Origin of the sequence: Pseudomonas kuykendallii, assembly GCF_900106975.1 — a bacterium.
Taxonomy (GTDB): Bacteria; Pseudomonadota; Gammaproteobacteria; order Pseudomonadales; family Pseudomonadaceae; genus Pseudomonas_O; species Pseudomonas_O kuykendallii.
On sequence record NZ_FNNU01000003.1, the window covers coordinates 153726 to 171289 of the forward strand.

Genomic DNA, 17564 nt, shown 5'->3' on the forward strand with positions numbered 1-17564 from the left:
GACCTTCGCCCGTCGCGGCTAACCCACCCTACGTGCTGAAGCCCGACGCAGTCCACGCCATCGCGTGGGCTGAAGCCCACCCTACGCCCCCGTGAGAGCGTCATCAGGCCAGGTGGATTTCCACGCGCTCCTTGCCCTTTCCGGTGTTGCGGCGCTTCAACCTGAGCGCGCCGATCTCTCCGGTGCGCCGCGGATGGGTACCGCCGCAGGCCATCTCGGCGAATCCCTCGACCTGCCAGAACCGCCGCTGCGCGGCTTCGTCGGAGAAGTCGCAGCGGATCGGCAGATCGGCACGTACCAGTTCCCCGACCTCAGCCTGCAAGCCCTCGAACAGGCTGGCGATGCTGGTATCCAGGGCGAAATCGATGCGCGCCTTGTCTTCGCCGATGTGCGCGCCGATGCGCTGGATGCCGGGAACCTTCCGGTAGACCAGTTGCAGGACCATTTCCGCGGCGAAGTGCAGGCGCATCAGGCGGTAGCGGCGCGGCCAGTCGATCAGCACCTCGACGGCATCGCCGGCGAGCAGGCCGTGCCCCGGATCGAGCCGATAGCGAATGTCCAGGCCCTCCTTGCACGCCTCCCGCACCGGGCGCCCGGCGATGCTGCCGTGGTCGCTCTCCTGCCCGCCGGAGAAGGCGAAGAAGATCGTTTCGGCGAGGCGCACCCAGTCATCCTCCACGGCAACCACGCGCGTCTCGAGCCGGCTGCGGTAGGCGTCTTTCCAGAACAGCTTGTCGGTGGCCATGGCCCCTCCCGAAAACGAGACAGGACGGCAGATTAGGCGCTCCCCGCCCGGGCAGTCTTGAACGATCTTGCGCCGCGCGCGGAGCCTGGATGCGCTGTGCAGCCAGACGTTCAGGCCGGACGCTGCGGAGAGGTTGCCTACCGCGCGCAGGCCTGGCGGTATTCGCCGGGCGTCACGCCGTAGGCCTGCTTGAACTGGCGGTTGAGATGGCTCTGGTCGGAAAACCCCAGCTGCACGGCGACCGCCGCCGGCGCCAGGCCCAGCCTGAACAGGCTGCGTGCCTGGTCCAGGCGCAGCTGTTTGAGCCAGGCGTACGGCGGCATTCCGGTAGCGCGACGGAACACCCGCGCAAAGTGGAACGGCGACAGGTTCACCGCCGCGGCGAGCACCTCCAGCGACGGCGGCTCGGCAAGCTGCGCGCGCAACATCTCCTTGGCAAGGCCCACGGCGAGCGGCTCCAGCCCCGGCGCGCGAGCCGACCCGAGCCCGGCGTGGCGTTGCAGGAGCGCGAGCATGGTCTCGCGCCATGCCGTCTGCTGCTGCAGCGCACTGGCACCGCTCTCGAGGTGGCGATGGAGATCGAGCAGGCGCGCCACCAGGTCGGCGTCGCGGTGCACGCTGCCGGCGAAACGCGGCGCGCTCCGCGATGGCAGGTCCAGCTCGCCGAGCAGCGACTGGAACAGCTCGGCGGGCGGGTAGAACACCCGGTAGCGCCAGCCGTCGTCATGGCCCTTGTGGCCGGTGTGGACCTCGTCCGGATTGAGCAGCGCCAGGCCGCCCGCGCTGACCAGATGCTCCTCGCCGCGATAGCGGTAGCGCTCGGCACCCGCCTCGAGCACCGCGATCACGTAGCCATCGTGGACATGTGGAGCGAAGCGGTGGTCGACGAAGCGTGCCGAGAGCAGTTCCAGCCCATCGAGGCTGGCGGGATGCCAGAGACGCGCGTTTTCGGAGTGGATCGAGGCGTCCATTTCAGCCGCTGAACTGCGCCTCCAGCTGCAGCTTGATCGCCGGCCATTCGCGGTCGGTGATGCTGTACAGCACGGTGTCGTCGAGGCGCCCATCGGCCAGTCGCCGATGGTTGCGCAGCCGCCCCTCGCGCTGGGCGCCGAGTTTCTCGATGGCGCGCTGCGAGCGCAGGTTGCTGGCCGCAGTTTTCAGTTGCAGACGCACCACCTGCCACTCCTCGAAGGCGTGGCGCAGCATCAGGTACTTGATCGACGCGTTCAGGCCGCTGCCGTACTGGCCACGCTCGAGCCAGGTCCAGCCGATTTCCACGGCCGGCAGTACCGGCATGAAATCGGCGAAACGGGTGGTGCCGATCAGCGCGTCGCCCATGCGGATGGCGAACACCACGGCCTTTTCCTCGCGCTGCTCGGCCAGCGCCTGGCGATACCAGTCGGGACGCAACGGGCCGTTCAGGTAGACCAGCTCGTCGCGGTTCGCTTCGGCCAGTGTCACCAGTTCGGGGATGTCGGCCTCGCTCAGCGGCTCCAGGCGCAGGGCGCCTCGCTGCAGGGTGACCGGTTGCGGCTTGAACATCTGCGTCCTCCTTGCCAGTGACGCGGGTAAAACTCGACAGACTCGCCGCTTTGAAACATGCGACAACGGCGCACATTGCCTGTTGGACAGTGCTCCCAAGCGATCCAGGCCACGCTACCAGCCAGCCGGATACCGCTCAAGGACCTCTGCGACATTGGTAGCAGCCGCCTGACGACAGGGCGCTTTTGCTGCGAAAATCCAACCCCGCGAAACGCCTTCGGGCGTTCCCTTCGCGCAACAGCCGTCGTCGGCTGTGTCCGCCCTGCCGTTTTGGAGTTCGCATGTCGTTGTCCAGCGGGTCGATCGCTACGGTCGCCTTCGTCTACATGGCTTTCCTGTTCGCCATCGCCTTCTACGGCGACCGGCGCCGCCGCCCCCTGTCGCCGCGCACCCGCGCCTGGGTCTACAGCCTGTCGCTGGCTGTTTACTGCACCAGCTGGACCTTCTTCGGCGCGGTCGGCCAGGCGGCCGAACAGCTCTGGGCGTTCCTGCCGATCTACCTCGGGCCGCTGCTGCTGATGATCTTCGCGCCCTGGGTGCTGCAGAAGATGGTGATGATCAGCAAGCAGGAGAACATCACCTCGATCGCCGACTTCATCGCCGCGCGCTATGGCAAATCGCAGTCGCTGGCGGTGGTGGTGGCGCTGATCTGCATGGTCGGCGTGCTGCCCTATATAGCGCTGCAGCTCAAGGGCATCGTCATCGGCGTCAACCTGCTGATCGGCGCCGGCGCCGACTCCACCGGAACCCGCGCCCAGGACACCGCGCTGATCGTGTCGCTGGTGCTGGCGCTGTTCACCATCCTCTTCGGCACGCGCAACCTCGATGCCACCGAGCACCACCGCGGGATGGTCCTGGCCATCGCCTTCGAGTCGCTGGTCAAGCTGCTGGCGTTCATCGCTGTCGGCGCCTTCGTCACCTACAGCCTGCACGACGGCTTCGACGACCTGCTGGCGAAGACCCGCGCCGCGCCGCAGCTCGCCGAGTTCTGGGCGGAGCCGGTGAACTGGCCGGCGATCCTGGTGCAGACCGGCATGGCGATGATCGCCATCGTCTGCCTGCCGCGGCAGTTCCACGTCACCGTGGTGGAGAACACCGAGCCGCAGGACATGCGCCTGGCGCGTTGGGTGTTTCCGCTCTATCTGGTGCTGGCATCGCTGTTCGTCATTCCCATCGCCCTGGCCGGGCAGATGCTGCTGCTCCCCGGCGTAACACCGGACTCCTTCGTCATCAGCCTGCCGCTCGCCGAGGCGCATCCCAGCCTGGCGTTGCTGGCGTTCATCGGCGGCGCCTCGGCGGCCACCGGGATGGTCATCGTCGAGTCGGTGGCGCTCTCGACGATGCTCTCCAACGACATCCTGCTGCCCTGGCTGCTGCGCAAGAAAACCGCAGAGCGCCCCTTCGAGCTGTTCCGCCAGTGGATGCTGTCGGTACGCCGGGTGAGCATCGTGCTGATCCTGCTGCTGGCCTATGTCAGCTATCGCCTGCTCGGCTCGAGCGCCAGCCTGGCGACCATCGGGCAGATCTCCTTCGCCGCCGTCGGCCAGCTCGCCCCGGCGATGGCCGGCGCGCTGTTCTGGAAACAGGCCAACCGCCGTGGCGTGTTCGCCGGCCTCGCCGCCGGCGCGGCGATCTGGTTCTACAGCCTGGTGCTGCCGCTGGTGGCGCGCAGCCTCGGCTGGCCGCTGGAAGTCTTCCCCGGTCTGCGCCAGTTGCTGTATTTCCCGATCGGCATCGAGGTCGACCCGCTGACCCGCGGCACCCTGCTCTCGCTGGTGGTCAACTTCACCCTGTTCGCCTGGGTCTCGCTGCTGTCGCGCACGCGAGTGTCCGAGCACTGGCAGGCGAGCCGTTTCGTCGGTCAGGAAATCACCGTGCGGCCGGGCAACCGGCCGCTGCTGGCCGTGCAGGTGCGCGACCTTCTGGTGCTCGCCGAACGTTTCGTCGGCGAGGAGCGTGCGCAGGAGAGCTTCGCGCGCTTCTCCTACCGCCAGGGCAAGGAATTCAACCCGAACCAGGCCGCCAATGGCGACTGGATCGCCCACACCGAACGCCTGCTCGCGGCGGTGCTGGGCGCCTCATCCACCCGAGCGGTGGTGAAGGCGGCGATCGAAGGCCGCGACATGCAGGTGGACGATGTGGTGCGCATCGTCGACGAAGCCTCCGAAGTGCTGCAGTTCAACCGCGCGCTGCTGCAGGGCGCGATCGAGAACATCACCCAGGGCATCAGCGTGGTCGACCAGTCGCTGCGGCTGGTCGCCTGGAACCACCGTTACCTGGAGCTGTTCGGCTATCCGGAGGGGCTGATCTACGTCGGCCGGCCGATTTCCGACATCATCCGCTACAACGCCGAGCGCGGCCTCTGCGGCCCCGGCGATGCGGACGAGCACGTCGCCAAGCGCCTCTACTGGATGCGCCAGGGCACCGCGCACACCTCCGAGCGGACCTTCCCCAACGGCCGGGTGATCGAGTTGATCGGCAACCCGATGCAGGGCGGCGGCTTCGTCATGAGCTTCACCGACATCACCGCGTTCCGCGAGGCCGAGCACGCGCTCAAGGAGGCCAACGAAGGCCTCGAGCAACGCGTCGCCGAACGCACCCACGAGCTGTCGCAGCTGAACCTGGCGCTGTCCGAGGCCAAGGCCCACGCCGAGGCAGCGAACCAGTCGAAGACGCGCTTCCTCGCCGCGGTGAGCCACGACCTGATGCAGCCGCTGAACGCCGCCCGGCTGTTCTCCGCCGCGCTCGGTCACCAGGACAACGCGCTGCCCGCGGACGCCCAGCAACTGGTCCGCCACCTGGACAGTTCGCTGCGCTCCGCCGAAGACCTGATCACCGACCTGCTGGACATCTCGCGTCTGGAAAACGGCCGCATCACCCCGGATCGCAGCGCCTTCCCGCTGAGCGCGCTGTTCGACACCCTCGGCGCCGAATTCAAGGCGCTGGCCCAGGAACAGGGCGTGGACTTCCGCGTGCACGGCAGCCGGCTGCGGGTTGAAAGCGACATGAAGCTGCTGCGCCGCGTACTGCAGAACTTCCTCACCAACGCCTTCCGCTACGCCAAGGGGCCGGTGCTGCTCGGCGTGCGCCACAGCCGCGGCCAGCTGCGCCTGGAGGTGTGGGACCGCGGACCGGGCATTCCGGAAGACAAGCGCAAGGTCATCTTCGAGGAGTTCAAGCGCCTCGACAGCCACCAGACCCGCGCCGAGAAAGGCCTCGGCCTCGGCCTGGCGATCGCCGACGGCCTCTGCCGGGTGCTCGGTCATCGGCTGGAAGTGCGCTCATGGGTCGGCAAGGGCAGCGTGTTCAGCGTCAGCGTGCCACTGGCCAAGTCGCCACAGCCGCAGATCGCCGCGCAAGCCGACGTCAATGGCAGCGGTAACGGCCTGAATGGCACCCAGGTGCTGTGCATCGACAACGAGGACAGCATCCTGGTCGGCATGCACAGCCTGCTGTCGCGCTGGGGTTGCCAGGTCTGGACCGCGCGCAACCGGCTGGAGTGCGAGCATCTGCTGGCGGAGGACGTGCGTCCGCAACTGGCGCTGGTGGACTATCACCTGGACGAAGGCGAAACCGGTACGGAACTGGTGGCCTGGCTGCGTACCCGTTTGGGCGAGCCGATTCCCGGTGTGGTGATCAGTGCGGATGCGCGGCCCGAGCTGGTCGCCGACATTCACGCGGTGGGCCTGGACTACCTCGCCAAACCGGTCAAGCCGGCCGCCCTGCGCGCCCTGCTCAGCCGTCATCTGACGCTGCGCTGAACGATCCCGTGCCCATCAGGGGCACGGCATATCCCCATCAACGCTCGGCGGTCGGTTCCTGGCGTCCCAGTTCGCGCTGGGCGACCGGATCGCCGGCGCGCGCCGCCAGGCGCAGCAGCTCGAAGCCGATACGCCGGTCGCGCTGACCACCGCACTCGCGACACAGCAGCAGCCCCAGACGACTTTGCGCCTCGGTCACGCCCTGCCGGGCAGGTTGCTTGAGCAGGTGGCCGGCCAGGCGCTTGATGCCTTCGCGCTGGCCGAGCTGCGGACGATCCAGCAGCCAGGACGCGACACGTAGCGGCAATCCGGAGCGCGGCGCGGGGGTATTGGGAAGGGAAACGCGAGACTTCATCAGGACCAGGAGCGACCAGGGAGGGCGCGCACTTTACTCCTTTTGCCCGTGATGAAAAGACTTGCGCGGGAAGCGCAGCGTTGATCTAGAAACGCGCTTTCGAGCTATCCACAAAATCTGTGGATAACTCAGTGGACAAGATGCAGAAAAGTACCGCGAAGGCAGGCCGGACGGGGCTGGCGTTCAAACTGGCGTTTTTTTCGCCACAATAAAAACTCGTTCTTTTTCAACAACTTGCAAAGCCATACAGAAAAAGTCGAAGGCTGACAAGGGTTTACGCAGCACCTTCATATGCCGTCAGACTGATTGTGAACAAGTCAAGCGACCATGGCGCCGCATCGCGCATTTTTTTCGTCATAAAGATCAACGAAAACCGACTTTCGGGGTTGCCAAAACACCCCCAAACAAGGCTAGAGCGTGGCAGGCAACGCGCCGCTCCGGACGGACGGCATGACGATCTGCAAGTCGGATTCGATCGTGCGGATGATGCGCTTCACGTCGTGCAGCGTCGGCGAGGTGTTGCAGTGGATTCCCAACACCGTCAGCAGCCGTTCGCCGCTGGCGGGATCGAACACGCAGGCGTGCAGGCTTTGCGGAGCGTCGAGTGCCGCTTCGAAGGCCAAGGGCTGAAAGTAAATATTGATGAGCTCACAGGCACGGGGCAGGGACATGCATTTCATTCACGAGGTTCTCCATATGCGACGCGAACGAACCGAAGATCGAGGCTGCGACGACATCCAGGTCTGCACTCAGTTCTCGGCTATGTGGGGCAAATTGTAGCAGGACTTGCTAGCCCGTGAACCTCGCCTTCCGTCGGGGTTGCGTTTCGGTAACACCGCTTCCGGCTCAGCTGCCCGGCCGTTACCGGCTGCCGACGTTGTCCGACTAACGGGCTGAATTAGCCTGATCGGCCGCTCTCGAACCTCTATCAGTCATCACGTCGTCGAGGCCCTATGTCCACCCCTCACCCCTCGGTACTGGCGCTGCGCCAGCTACAGGAGATCGCGGCCCAATGGAAGGAGCGGCAAGGCAACCGCCCGTTGCTCGCCCGGGATGCGCTGACCCGGTTGTACGAGCTGTGGCAGCCCACCGCTCACGGCAACGATTTCGAGCGACAGGCCGAATACACGCTCCTGGCCGTGCAGCGCCTGTTCAACGACTGGAACCAGCGCGGCGAGAACGACGAGGAGCTGCTTACGCAAATGCTCTGGCTGCTGGAACAGCGCGACCTGGTGACGGCGCAGAAGGAATACCTCGCGGACCTCGGCCCGAGCAGTTGAGCATGCCCGGCGACGGATCGCCCAGCGTCCTGAGAAGGCTTCGATTTCCCAAGAAAGCCGGTGCTCCGTGCACTTGAACAACAACAATACCGTCGGCCAAACCGACCTTTTCAGGACCTACTGCCATGAACCTTCCTTTCGAACAGGCGCGTTCGATTCTCGAGGATGCCTTTGAACCGCACGCCTGCCACGTCGAGCGCAACGCCGACTTGATCACGCTGCGCATCCACGCCAGCGACAGCGATGACACCTTCATCCTTACCCAGGTCGACGCCGAGCGCATCGAGAGTATCCGCGCCCTCTCCCAATTGATTCTGGAGCTGCGCCAGGAGTTGGCCGTCGTGCTCCACCGCCATCAACAGGGCCACGGTCGACAGCGAAGCCAGAGCCGATAGCCTCACGACCGCGGGTATCGCTTTTGAAGTCGTAAGGTGCAGGTCGCGATACGCGAGCACCCTCGCCGGCTCTTTCAGCGCGGGCGACCCGCATGGTCGCCCGCAACTGCCTTCAGACTTGCGCCTGGCCGCCATCGACGAACAACTCGATACCGTTGACGAAGCTGGCATCGTCGGAGGCCAGGAACAGCGCCGCGCTGGCGATTTCCTCGGCTTCACCGACACGCCCCATGGGAATCTGCGACGCCAGGTAATCCAGCAGGCCCTGCTGCTGCACGGCATCGGGGCCGGCCAGGTCGACCAGGCCCGGAGTTCGGGTCGCGCCGGGGCTGATGGTGTTGATCCGTACCTGGCGGTCCTTCAGATCCAGAATCCAGTTCCGCGCGAACGCCCGAACCGCGGCCTTGGAGGCGGCGTACACGCTGAACGCGGCAGTTCCCGAACTGCCGGCGGTCGAACCGGTAAGGATCACCGAGGCCTTTTTCGCCAGCAGCGGCAGGGCTTTTTGTACGGTGAAGAGCACACCCTTCACGTTGCGCGCGAAGGTGTCGTCGTACTGCTCCTCGGTGATCTCGCCCAGGGGCAGCATCGAACCGCCACCGGCATTGGCGAACAGCACATCTATACGCCCGTGGGCGGTGCCGATCTGCTCGTAGAGCGCATCGAGCTGCTCCAGGCGGGTGGAGTCGACCCGCACCCCGATGGCGTTGTTGCCGACTGCTTTCACGGCGGCATCCAGCTCCGCCTGGCGGCGTCCGGTGAGGTAAACCTGTGCACCTTCCCGGACGAAGCGTTTGGCGGTCGCCAGGCCGATACCGCTGGTGCCGCCGGTAACCAGTGCGATCTTGCCTTCGAGTGTGCTGCTCATGGTGGTTCTCCCATCGGTCTTGATGAAGTGGTGTGGGAGAAGCTTATCGACGGCGGCGAATCGTCAAAATAGAATTGTATGAAAGCCATCGTTGCAGAAATGAAATGAGCAGACTTCCGGATTTCGAAGGGCTGGGCATGTTCGCCAAAGTGGCCGAAGAGGGTTCGTTCGCCGCGGCAGCGCGCGTCATGGGCGTTTCGGTGCCCACGGTATCGCGCGCAGTGGCCAGGCTGGAGGAACGCCTGGGAAGCCGACTGTTCAACCGCACCTCGCGGCAACTGGCGCTGACCGAGTTCGGCGCGAACATGGCGGCCAGGGCGAGTGAGATCTACCGGCAGGCCGAAGAACTGGAAAGCGAAGCCCAGGATCTGTCGGTGCAGCCCCGTGGCCAGGTGCGGCTGGCCATCCCCATGGCGTTCGGCTTGCGCTGGGTCGCCCCGCTGTTGCCACAGTTGATGCGCCGCTATCCCGAACTGTCGATAGACCTGCATCTCACGGATGCGTCGGTAGACCTGATCGCCGAGGGCTTCGATGCGGCGTTGCGCATCGCCGTGCTTCCGGATTCCTCGCTGGTGGCGCGCCGGCTCTGCGCCGTCACGCAGTACCTTGTCGCCTCGCCCGGTTATCTCGCCGAACACGGCCACCCCGGCCATCCCCGCGAGCTGGCCACCCGCTCGTGCCTCAGCTATGCCTACCGCGCCCGCGGCCAGGTATGGCGATTCACCCACGAGGACGGCCGCGAGGAAGACGTGTCGCCCAGCGGCCCGCTGAGGGTGACGAACTCGGACGCGCTGTTGCCCGTGCTGCTGGAAGGACTGGCCATCGCCGAACTGCCCGAATTCATCGCCAGCGAATACCTCGCCGATGGCCGACTGGTCACCCTGCTGCCGGAATGGAGCATGGCGCGCGGCGGTCTGTACTTCGTAACCCCCACCGCCCGCACACGACCGATGAAGATCAAGGTGCTCTCGGACTTCTTCGCCGAACACCTCGGCGAACCTGCCTGGCGATGGGGCTGAATGCCAGGCGGCAAGTAAGGACGGTTAACGGCAGCGGTAATGGATCTGCAAGATGAGGCGAGGTGTAAGGATGCGATGTGGCGGCTGGTTTCGGCCCCAATAGCAGCTATCGACGCACTCGGCTTCTTTTCTCGGCCTGATGCACCTTCCCTTCCTCATCTCGGCAGGTTCCACCTTGCCAGCCAGAGCTGGCGCGACACCGCCAACCATCCTTCCCGTTTGTTCGCCACGAAAGCCTGCTGAAAGTTTGGAATGAAAGTATGCCGTCATGCCTCTCCCCCGCACCGAGAGGTTCTGCCTGAGGGCAGCCTATTCCAAATACAAGAGAGCGGTTTCCATGAACAAGCAATCAACTGATGGGATTGAAAAATCGACGATGCGCAAGCTTGGGTTTCGTCTGATTCCCTTTCTCGTGCTCTGTTACTTCATCGCCTACATCGATCGAGTCAATATCGGTTTCGCAGCGCTGACCATGAATGAGGACATCGGCCTGACGGCCAGTGCCTTCGGATTCGGCGCCACGCTGTTCTTCGTCGCCTATGTCCTCTGCGAAATGCCCAGCAACATGGCCATGGAGCGTTTCGGTGCGCGTCGATGGATCGCGCGCATCATGATCACCTGGGGCATCGTCGGTTTCTGCTCGTCATTTGCGGTTGGCCCGATCTCCTATTCCGTTTCCCGCTTCCTTCTCGGGGCGGCAGAAGCCGGCTTCTTTCCGGGCGTCATCCTTTACCTCTCGCAGTGCATTCCCAAGGCGTACATGGCTCGAATCATCGCGATCTTCATGGTCGCTATTCCGCTGTCCAATTTCATCGGTTCGCCGCTGTCGGCGCTGCTGCTGAAAATGGATGGCGTGGCGGACTTCGCAGGGTGGCAGTGGCTGCTGATGCTGGAAGCACTCCCCGCGATCATTCTGGGATTGCTGGCGTTGAAGGTGCTGCCTGATCGGCCGAAAGATGCCAAATGGCTGACTCAGGAGGAACAGGACTGGCTGAGCGGACAGCTGAGCAAGGAACGCGCGGCACGCGACAGCACTCCCGAAAAACAGGCGCATACCGTGAGCGGCATGCTCAAGGCCGTGGTCACCAACAAGTACATCTGGGTACTGTCGGTGATCTACATGGGCAGTTCGGCAACCAGCAATACGCTCTCGTTGTGGATGCCGCAGATCCTGAAATCCTTCCATCTTTCCAACATGCAAACCGGGCTGTTGAACATGATCCCCTTCGGCATCGCCGCGGCCTTCATGATCTACTGGGGCATGCGTGCGGACAAAAGCGGAGAGCGGGTCAAGGCCACCGCCATCCCGCTGGCCATCACCGCCGTGAGCTTCTTTGCCACGCTGTTCACGGGCTCGCTGACCATCACGCTGGTGCTGCTGACGCTCGTACTGATGGGCAACTACGCGATCAAGGGGCCGTTCTGGGCGCTGTGCTCCGAAACCCTGCCGCCGGCGACCCTGGCCGCCGGGATCGCGGCGATCAATACCTTCGCCCACCTGGGCACGGGTGCCATGAGCTCCGTCATCGGTGTACTGCGTGACCAGACCGGCAGCTTCCCGATCGCGCTGTTGCCCCTTTGCGCGCTGACCGCTACCGGTTCGCTGCTGGTGTTCCTGGTGGGCAAACAGAACCGCCGTGCGGCGCTGGCGCCGGCTGTCAGCAGATAATCGACCGGCATCAAGAGGCTCGGCTTCACCGAGCCTCTTTGTTTCCTGGTAACCCGATCGTCCAAACGCTGCGTCGCCTTTGCCTGCCTGAGCCCGAGCCAGAAACTGAACGCCTTGATCGGAACATTGCCATTGGCCGTGTTCAGTCGGATTTTGGCAGGCAAAAATCGGCCAAAGGCACCGTTTTCCCCAGACTAAGACACACCTCAATGACCAACCACTGCCCCGCCCGGGCGCCGGTCACCAGCGGGAAACCCATGCGCCCGCGCCTGTAGTGCGATGGCCAAACTGGCCAGCAACAGCGCCAGCAGAACCCAGGGAAACGCAGCCACGCCCCATTGCCCGAGCAGCACCCCGCCGAGCAGTCCGCCTCCCGCTATCGCGCTGTTCCAGACCACCACGTTCATCGAAAGGGCGACATCCGCCCCCTCGCCTGCCGCATCGGCCAAGGCGGTTTGCAGCAGCGTGGCCGCGCCGCCAAAGGTCAGCCCCCAGATAAAGGTGCCGACGTAAATGGCGGGGGCAGAAGACGAGAGAACGCCGAACAGCACCGACACCGCTGCAAAGGTGGCGAGGCTGGCCAGCACCGTGTTGCGAAGATGGCGGTCCACCAACCGCCCGGTTATCCAGATGCCCGCCAGCGCGGCAATGCCGAACACCAGCAGCACCACATCCACATCGCCGGTCAGGCCGGCCGGGGAGATGAAGGGCGCGATGTAGGTGTAGAGAATGTTGTGCGCCAGCATCCAGGTGACCACGACCCCGAGCACGGAACGCACTCCGGGTGTCACCAGCACGCGGCGCAGCGGAAGACGCCGCTCCGAGGCTTGTCCCGGATAGTCGGGCACTTTGATCAGCACCCAGGCGATCAACACCAGCGTCAACGCCGACATCAGCCCGAACGCCATGCGCCAGCCGATCAACCCGCCCAGCCAGGTTCCCATCGGCACACCAAGCGACAACGCGATGGGCGTGCCCACCATGGCCACCGCCAGCGCTCGCCCCTGCGAGGCGGGCGCCACCATTCGCCGCGCATAGCCGGCGATCAGGCTCCAGGCGAGCCCAGCCGAAACGCCGGCGAAGAAACGCGCCACCAGAATGAGCCAATAGTTGGAAGACAGCGCGGTGACGGAGTTGAACAGCAGAAAACCGACGATGGTCACCAGCAGCACCGTGCGCCGCCGCCAGCCCTGCGTGGCGACGGTGAGTGGAATCGCCGCCAGTAGCGAACCCAGCGCATAGACCGTAACCATCTGCCCCGCCATCGCGGGCGAGATAGACAACCCGCTCACGATCTGGGGCAGCAAGCCGGCGGGCAGGGTTTCGGTCAGGATGCAGATAAATCCGGTCATCGCCAGGGCAAGCAAGGCGCCGTAAGGCAGCGTTTCCCGCTGCGGTTCATCTCGAGTCATGTGCCAGAATCCAACTTATATATTGATCGGTACAAATATAGGGAGCAGGCAAGCAATGGTCAACGACTTATGTATCGACTAGTATTTAAGTCAATCGGAGGACTCGTCCATGGCACAAATGGGACGGCCGCGCACGTTTGATCGTGACGTGGCACTCACTCAAGCACTGCATCTGTTCTGGGAAAACGGCTACGACGCCACCTCGCTGAGCCAACTCAAGGCGACAATCGGCGGCGGCATCACCGCGCCCAGTTTTTACGCAGCCTTTGGCTCCAAGGAGCAGCTATTCAAGGAGGTGATGGATCTTTACCTGAATAGCTACGGCAAGGTCACCGACAGCCTGTTCGACACCAGTCTGCCGCCGCGGGATGCCATCGAACTTACACTGCGCCGCTCCGCGCGGATGCAATGCGAACCGGATCATCCCAAGGGTTGCCTGGTGGCACTGGGAGCGATGAGCGCGTGCTCGCAGGAGAGCAGGATCATCTCGGCGCCACTGGCGCAAACCCGGGCGTTGAATCGGGAAGCCTTGCGGGCCTGCGTCGAACGCGGCATCGCGTTGGGGCAACTGCCGGCGGAGGTCGATGCAACCGCCCTCGCCACGGCGTTCGACAGTTTTCTCCTGGGCCTGTCCACGCTGGCGCGCGACGGGGTATCGGCGGACGCCCTGGACGCCGCGGTAACGCGCGTCATGAGGTTGTGGGATGAGGCGAGTGTGGCGCCTGCATGTCCAGCTCGGCCGCACGCCTAGGGCGTCAGGTAACCAGGGATCACCACGGGTGGCGGGCACAATGCACTGATTGAGCTGCGGCGGCGCCAACGGCACCAGCCGGGTGTTCGCCTGGCGTGCATGGCCGCGCGGTGAGGCCAATTTCAGAAACCTGGCGAATAGCTGCTGTCGATTTTCCCAGAAAGGGCACTTACCGGATTCCAGTGACCGCTGAAGCGTCGCAGGCCAATCACTAAAAAAGCCGCTGTCGATGCTGCTATTGGCGCAGGCAGCCGCGTGACCCGCTATCGGCCGGACGCTGCCCCTCTGCATCAATACCGTGGTCTGTCCCCCATTGCTCCCCCCGATTGCTCTCGGCAGGTATCCGTGAAAACAGGTACCGATCGCCGGTGAGAGGGCCGAGCGATAACTTTTACGCAACAATGAATGCAAACATCTCACTTATCGTTTCAATGCGGGTCGAGCAGAATCGCCGAACAAAAAGCGTCAACCAGCCGCACAGGATCGCTGGAGAACCCGTCATGCATGCCTTCCCCACCTCGGGCAGGTCATCCGCTCGCTCCAGGGCGGGTGCCAGGTTTCGCGTCCCTTCGGGCAACTTTCCCGAACAGCTCGACTTCTTTCCGGCATCTGCACGACAGGTCCGGACGCAAACCGCTGCTCGCGATGGCGTATCCGGCGGATTCACCCGCGGCTCTATTCACCTGGCTTGTTCACCCGAGCGGCAAGGGTATTTCCGTTTACCGGATGACCCGCGCCGCTGCCTGTGCGCGTCGCTCGACGCTGCCGTTCCACCGCGGGTGTTCTCGCGTACTCCCTTTCCTGTCTTAACGAGGAAGAGCTCCGATGAAAGCACTGAAACAGCAACTCGCCGCCCTGACCATTGGTCTTTGCACACTCGCAAGCGCCCAGGCCGAGCAACTGGACGTCATGACCTCGGGCGGCTTCACCGCCGCCTTCCAGCGGTTGAGTCCGACGTATGCGCAGACGAGTGGCGATACCGTCGACACCATCCTCGGCCCGTCCATGGGCAAGGCGCATGAGGCGATCCCCAATCGCCTGGCGCGGGGGGAGAATGCCGATGTGGTGATCATGGTCGGCTACGCACTGGATGACCTGATCAAGCAGGGTGTGGTGGACCCCGCGTCCAAGGTGGACCTGGCCGACTCGCGCATCGGCATGGTGGTCAAGCAGGGCGCTGCCAAACCGCGCATCGATACCGAAGAGGCGTTCAGGAAAACCCTGTTGGACGCCCGCTCCATCGCCTACTCGGACAGCGCCAGCGGGGTCTACATCCAGAACAAGCTGTTCAAGCAGCTGGGAGTGGAGCAGCAGGTCGGATCGAAGGCCAAAATGATCGAGCGCATACCGGTTGCCTCGGTCGTCGCCTCGGGCCAGTACGAAGTGGGCTTCCAGCAGGTCGCCGAGTTGCTGCCGGTTCCGGGAGTGACCTTCGTCGGCAAGATTCCCGAAAGCCTGCAATCGGTGACCCGTTACTCCGCCGGCATCCCGCGCAATGCGAAACACCCGGAGCAGGCCAGGAAGCTGCTGGCCTATCTGTCGTCCGCAGCGGTGCAGCCGGAGGTGAACGCCACCGGGCTGGACTCGGTCCCCCGGTGATTCACCGGGGTGCGCGCCTGCCTCCGCTATCCGCCGTTGATCACAAGAGGCTCGGCATTGCCGGGCCTCTAGCTATCTGTAGTCGTCCGACTGCCGGAGCGCCAGCTCCAGGAACATTGAACACATAGCTCGGCGCGCCGCCCTGGGCGTTTCCGGCTCTTGGCAGGCGGTCGGCCACCAGCGCCCTCTTGCACCGGCGCGCACATTGCGCCGCAGGATTGGAAGCAGCCTCAGCAAGTGGATGCAACGAAAAGCAGCATGAAGCCCCGCCCCAGGCAGCAGATCAGATGCTCACGCTGCGCACGTCCCGGCGTATTGCCTGGGGGGGAACGCCAAAGCCTCGGATGAACACTTCACGCATGTGACGACGGTCACGAAAGCCGGTCTCCTTGGCGATCACGTCCAGGGAATGGCGGCTCTGCTCGATCATCACCCGCGCCGCCTCCAGGCGCAGGCGCTCGATGGCCTTGGCCGGCGACTGTCCGGTTTCGGCGGTGAATACCCGCGTGAACTGGCGCGGGCTCAGATGCACCGCCTCGGCCAGCTCCTCGACGCCGAGTGGCTTGTGCAGGTTCTGCCGGGCATAGTTCAGCGCGTTCTGGATACGGTCGGATTTCGGTGCGAGGGTAAGCATCTCCGAGTGCTGTGACTGCCCGCCCGAACGGCGCTGGTGCATGACCAGTTTGTGCGCCACCGAGCGCGCGACCTCCGGACCGAGGTCCTTCTCCACCATGCCGAGCGCCAGGTCCAGTCCGGCGGTCATGCCGGCGGACGTCCAGACGTTGCCATCGATGATGAAGATGCGATCGTCCTCGACGCTGATCTGTGGATACAGACGCTGCAGTGCCGCGCCATACGCCCAGTGGGTAGTCGCGCGACGGCCATCGAGCAGGCCGGCCTGGGCCAGCACGAAGCCCCCGGTACAGATACCCGCGACGCGGCGCGCCTGCTGCCCGGCCTGGTGTACGAATGCCAGGGTGGCCTCGCTGGGCAGCGTTTCCAGAGGTGTGTTGACCCCCGCGATCATCCAGGAGTCCGCCAGGCCGGGATTGCTCAGCGCCCGGGTTTCGATGCCCAGGCCCAGGGACGAACGCACGATACCTCCGGCGATGGAGAAGAACTCGATGGAATAGAACGGCGTCTCGGCCACGATGTTGGCGTACTCGAAGACGGTCTGGGTGGCGAGCGACAGCACCTGGAAGTCGTCGGAGAGCAGGTAGCCGATTCTGTGCATGGCGGGTCTCGTAGAAGACATGTCCTAAAACACGACTGTATACGTCATTTCGGACTTTTCCCATCCCCCCCATCATGTGTCCCAAGCCCACCTCACTTGGAGACACACCATGAACACCGCATCGAAAGGTACCGCACTGGTCACTGGCGCATCCTCGGGTATCGGCGCCCTCTACGCCGAGCGCCTGGCCCGCCGCGGCTACGACCTTATCCTGGTCGCCCGCAACCGTGACCGCCTGAACGACCTGGCCCGCCGCATCACCGACGACACCCAACGCGTGGTCGAGGTGCTGCAGGCCGACCTGGGCGACGCTGCCAGCCTGGCCACCGTCGAGGCCAAGCTCAAGCAGGACGCGAGCATCACCCTGCTGGTCAACAACGCCGGCATCGGCACCCACACGCCGCTGCTCGACAGCGATGTCGGCCTGATGACCCGCATGATCGACCTCAACGTGACCGCCCTGATGCGCCTGAGCTATGCGGCCATCCCCGGCTTCGTCGAGCGCGGCAACGGCGCCATCATCAACATCTCGTCCATCGTCAGCATCACCCCGGAAGTGCTCAACGGCGTGTACGGTGGCAGCAAGGCCTTCGTCACCGCCTTCAGCCAGTCGCTGCATCACGAGCTGGCCGACAAGGGCGTGCGCATCCAGGCGGTGCTGCCCGGGGCGACCGCCACCGAGTTCTGGGACAACGGCGGCCTGCCGCTGGAACACCTCGACCCGGCCATCGTGATGCCGGCCAGCGCCCTGGTCGATGCCGCGCTGATCGACTTCGATCGCGGCGAACTGATCTCCATCCCCTCGCTGCACGACGCCAGCCAATGGCAGGCCTATGAGTCGGCACGCAAGGCCATGTTCGACCAGCTTTCCACCAGCCAGCCCGCGCCGCGCTACAGCGCCCAGCGTTGATCGATCCCTCATTTCAGGAGCAGC

At 64.5% G+C, this 17564-nt stretch carries 16 protein-coding genes; 8 read left to right on the top strand and 8 right to left on the bottom strand.

The features are described 5' to 3' along the window. Window positions 1-103: 103 nt before the first annotated feature. The 3 genes from BLV15_RS10770 to BLV15_RS10780 all read right to left on the bottom strand — a co-directional run bounded on the left by BLV15_RS10770 (window position 104) and on the right by BLV15_RS10780 (window position 2287). Window positions 104-745, bottom strand: a complete 642-nt coding sequence (locus BLV15_RS10770; protein ID WP_090227801.1) for an alanyl-tRNA editing protein — start codon at window positions 743-745, stop codon at window positions 104-106. A gap of 137 nt (window positions 746-882) precedes the next feature. Next, complete coding sequence (locus BLV15_RS10775; protein ID WP_090227804.1) at window positions 883-1716, bottom strand: AraC family transcriptional regulator; 834 nt, start codon at window positions 1714-1716, stop codon at window positions 883-885. A 1-nt stretch (window position 1717) separates the two neighbouring features. Beyond that, window positions 1718-2287: a GNAT family N-acetyltransferase gene (locus tag BLV15_RS10780; protein WP_090227807.1), complete on the bottom strand. Its 570-nt coding sequence runs from the start codon at window positions 2285-2287 to the stop codon at window positions 1718-1720. A gap of 281 nt (window positions 2288-2568) precedes the next feature. Here BLV15_RS10780 and BLV15_RS10785 point away from each other — a divergent pair, with 281 nt between their 5' ends. Continuing rightward, window positions 2569-6048 (top strand): hybrid sensor histidine kinase/response regulator, encoded by a 3480-nt coding sequence (locus tag BLV15_RS10785; protein ID WP_090227810.1) that lies wholly within the window; start codon window positions 2569-2571, stop codon window positions 6046-6048. 37 nt (window positions 6049-6085) lie between these two features. Here the strand turns inward: BLV15_RS10785 and BLV15_RS10790 are convergent, their stop codons facing one another. Both BLV15_RS10790 and BLV15_RS10795 read right to left on the bottom strand, forming a co-directional pair. Further along, the gene (locus BLV15_RS10790) at window positions 6086-6403 is read right to left on the bottom strand and encodes an SEL1-like repeat protein (protein ID WP_090227812.1); all 318 of its coding nucleotides are present in this window, start codon (window positions 6401-6403) and stop codon (window positions 6086-6088) included. Between the two features lie 410 nt (window positions 6404-6813). Then, window positions 6814-7074, bottom strand: a complete 261-nt coding sequence (locus tag BLV15_RS10795) for a DUF1652 domain-containing protein (RefSeq protein ID WP_175534340.1) — start codon at window positions 7072-7074, stop codon at window positions 6814-6816. 282 nt (window positions 7075-7356) lie between these two features. Here BLV15_RS10795 and BLV15_RS10800 point away from each other — a divergent pair, with 282 nt between their 5' ends. Continuing rightward, window positions 7357-7683, top strand: a complete 327-nt coding sequence (locus tag BLV15_RS10800) for a hypothetical protein (RefSeq protein WP_090227816.1) — start codon at window positions 7357-7359, stop codon at window positions 7681-7683. Window positions 7684-7808: 125 nt separating this feature from the next. Continuing rightward, window positions 7809-8078, top strand: a complete 270-nt coding sequence (locus BLV15_RS10805; RefSeq protein ID WP_090227818.1) for a DUF1652 domain-containing protein — start codon at window positions 7809-7811, stop codon at window positions 8076-8078. Window positions 8079-8190: 112 nt separating this feature from the next. Here the strand turns inward: BLV15_RS10805 and BLV15_RS10810 are convergent, their stop codons facing one another. Continuing rightward, window positions 8191-8946 carry an SDR family NAD(P)-dependent oxidoreductase gene (locus BLV15_RS10810; RefSeq protein ID WP_090227821.1) on the bottom strand — a complete coding sequence of 252 codons (756 nt, stop codon included), beginning with the start codon at window positions 8944-8946 and terminating at the stop codon, window positions 8191-8193. Window positions 8947-9050: 104 nt separating this feature from the next. Between BLV15_RS10810 and BLV15_RS10815 the strand changes: the two genes are divergently transcribed. Then, window positions 9051-9965: a LysR family transcriptional regulator gene (locus BLV15_RS10815; protein ID WP_090227823.1), complete on the top strand. Its 915-nt coding sequence runs from the start codon at window positions 9051-9053 to the stop codon at window positions 9963-9965. Between the two features lie 337 nt (window positions 9966-10302). Beyond that, the gene (locus tag BLV15_RS10820; RefSeq protein ID WP_175534341.1) at window positions 10303-11634 is read left to right on the top strand and encodes an MFS transporter; all 1332 of its coding nucleotides are present in this window, start codon (window positions 10303-10305) and stop codon (window positions 11632-11634) included. Window positions 11635-11840: 206 nt separating this feature from the next. On the opposite strand, the gene BLV15_RS10825 is transcribed toward BLV15_RS10820, so the two are convergent. After that, on the bottom strand, window positions 11841-13046 hold the full coding sequence (locus BLV15_RS10825) for an MFS transporter (protein WP_090227828.1): 1206 nt from the start codon (window positions 13044-13046) through the stop codon (window positions 11841-11843). A gap of 109 nt (window positions 13047-13155) precedes the next feature. Between BLV15_RS10825 and BLV15_RS10830 the strand changes: the two genes are divergently transcribed. Then, window positions 13156-13797, top strand: a complete 642-nt coding sequence (locus tag BLV15_RS10830) for a TetR/AcrR family transcriptional regulator (RefSeq protein WP_090227831.1) — start codon at window positions 13156-13158, stop codon at window positions 13795-13797. A gap of 825 nt (window positions 13798-14622) precedes the next feature. Next, window positions 14623-15396 (top strand): substrate-binding domain-containing protein, encoded by a 774-nt coding sequence (locus BLV15_RS10835; protein WP_090227834.1) that lies wholly within the window; start codon window positions 14623-14625, stop codon window positions 15394-15396. Between the two features lie 283 nt (window positions 15397-15679). Here BLV15_RS10835 and BLV15_RS10840 read toward each other — a convergent pair whose 3' ends face one another. Beyond that, on the bottom strand, window positions 15680-16630 hold the full coding sequence (locus tag BLV15_RS10840; RefSeq protein WP_090227837.1) for a GlxA family transcriptional regulator: 951 nt from the start codon (window positions 16628-16630) through the stop codon (window positions 15680-15682). A gap of 109 nt (window positions 16631-16739) precedes the next feature. Here BLV15_RS10840 and BLV15_RS10845 point away from each other — a divergent pair, with 109 nt between their 5' ends. Next, window positions 16740-17540: an SDR family NAD(P)-dependent oxidoreductase gene (locus BLV15_RS10845; RefSeq protein WP_090227839.1), complete on the top strand. Its 801-nt coding sequence runs from the start codon at window positions 16740-16742 to the stop codon at window positions 17538-17540. Window positions 17541-17564 lie beyond the last annotated feature (24 nt).

Excerpts from the sequence above, each read along its gene's own strand:
- BLV15_RS10770 (WP_090227801.1), bottom strand. The coding sequence starts at position 745 with ATGGCCACCGACAAGCTGTTCTGGAAAGACGCCTACCGCAGCCGGCTC.
- BLV15_RS10775 (WP_090227804.1), bottom strand. The coding sequence starts at position 1,716 with ATGGACGCCTCGATCCACTCCGAAAACGCGCGTCTCTGGCATCCCGCC.
- BLV15_RS10780 (WP_090227807.1), bottom strand. The coding sequence starts at position 2,287 with ATGTTCAAGCCGCAACCGGTCACCCTGCAGCGAGGCGCCCTGCGCCTG.
- BLV15_RS10785 (WP_090227810.1), top strand. The coding sequence starts at position 2,569 with ATGTCGTTGTCCAGCGGGTCGATCGCTACGGTCGCCTTCGTCTACATG.
- BLV15_RS10790 (WP_090227812.1), bottom strand. The coding sequence starts at position 6,403 with ATGAAGTCTCGCGTTTCCCTTCCCAATACCCCCGCGCCGCGCTCCGGA.
- BLV15_RS10795 (WP_175534340.1), bottom strand. The coding sequence starts at position 7,074 with ATGTCCCTGCCCCGTGCCTGTGAGCTCATCAATATTTACTTTCAGCCC.
- BLV15_RS10800 (WP_090227816.1), top strand. The coding sequence starts at position 7,357 with ATGTCCACCCCTCACCCCTCGGTACTGGCGCTGCGCCAGCTACAGGAG.
- BLV15_RS10805 (WP_090227818.1), top strand. The coding sequence starts at position 7,809 with ATGAACCTTCCTTTCGAACAGGCGCGTTCGATTCTCGAGGATGCCTTT.
- BLV15_RS10810 (WP_090227821.1), bottom strand. The coding sequence starts at position 8,946 with ATGAGCAGCACACTCGAAGGCAAGATCGCACTGGTTACCGGCGGCACC.
- BLV15_RS10815 (WP_090227823.1), top strand. The coding sequence starts at position 9,051 with ATGAGCAGACTTCCGGATTTCGAAGGGCTGGGCATGTTCGCCAAAGTG.
- BLV15_RS10820 (WP_175534341.1), top strand. The coding sequence starts at position 10,303 with ATGAACAAGCAATCAACTGATGGGATTGAAAAATCGACGATGCGCAAG.
- BLV15_RS10825 (WP_090227828.1), bottom strand. The coding sequence starts at position 13,046 with ATGACTCGAGATGAACCGCAGCGGGAAACGCTGCCTTACGGCGCCTTG.
- BLV15_RS10830 (WP_090227831.1), top strand. The coding sequence starts at position 13,156 with ATGGCACAAATGGGACGGCCGCGCACGTTTGATCGTGACGTGGCACTC.
- BLV15_RS10835 (WP_090227834.1), top strand. The coding sequence starts at position 14,623 with ATGAAAGCACTGAAACAGCAACTCGCCGCCCTGACCATTGGTCTTTGC.
- BLV15_RS10840 (WP_090227837.1), bottom strand. The coding sequence starts at position 16,630 with ATGCACAGAATCGGCTACCTGCTCTCCGACGACTTCCAGGTGCTGTCG.
- BLV15_RS10845 (WP_090227839.1), top strand. The coding sequence starts at position 16,740 with ATGAACACCGCATCGAAAGGTACCGCACTGGTCACTGGCGCATCCTCG.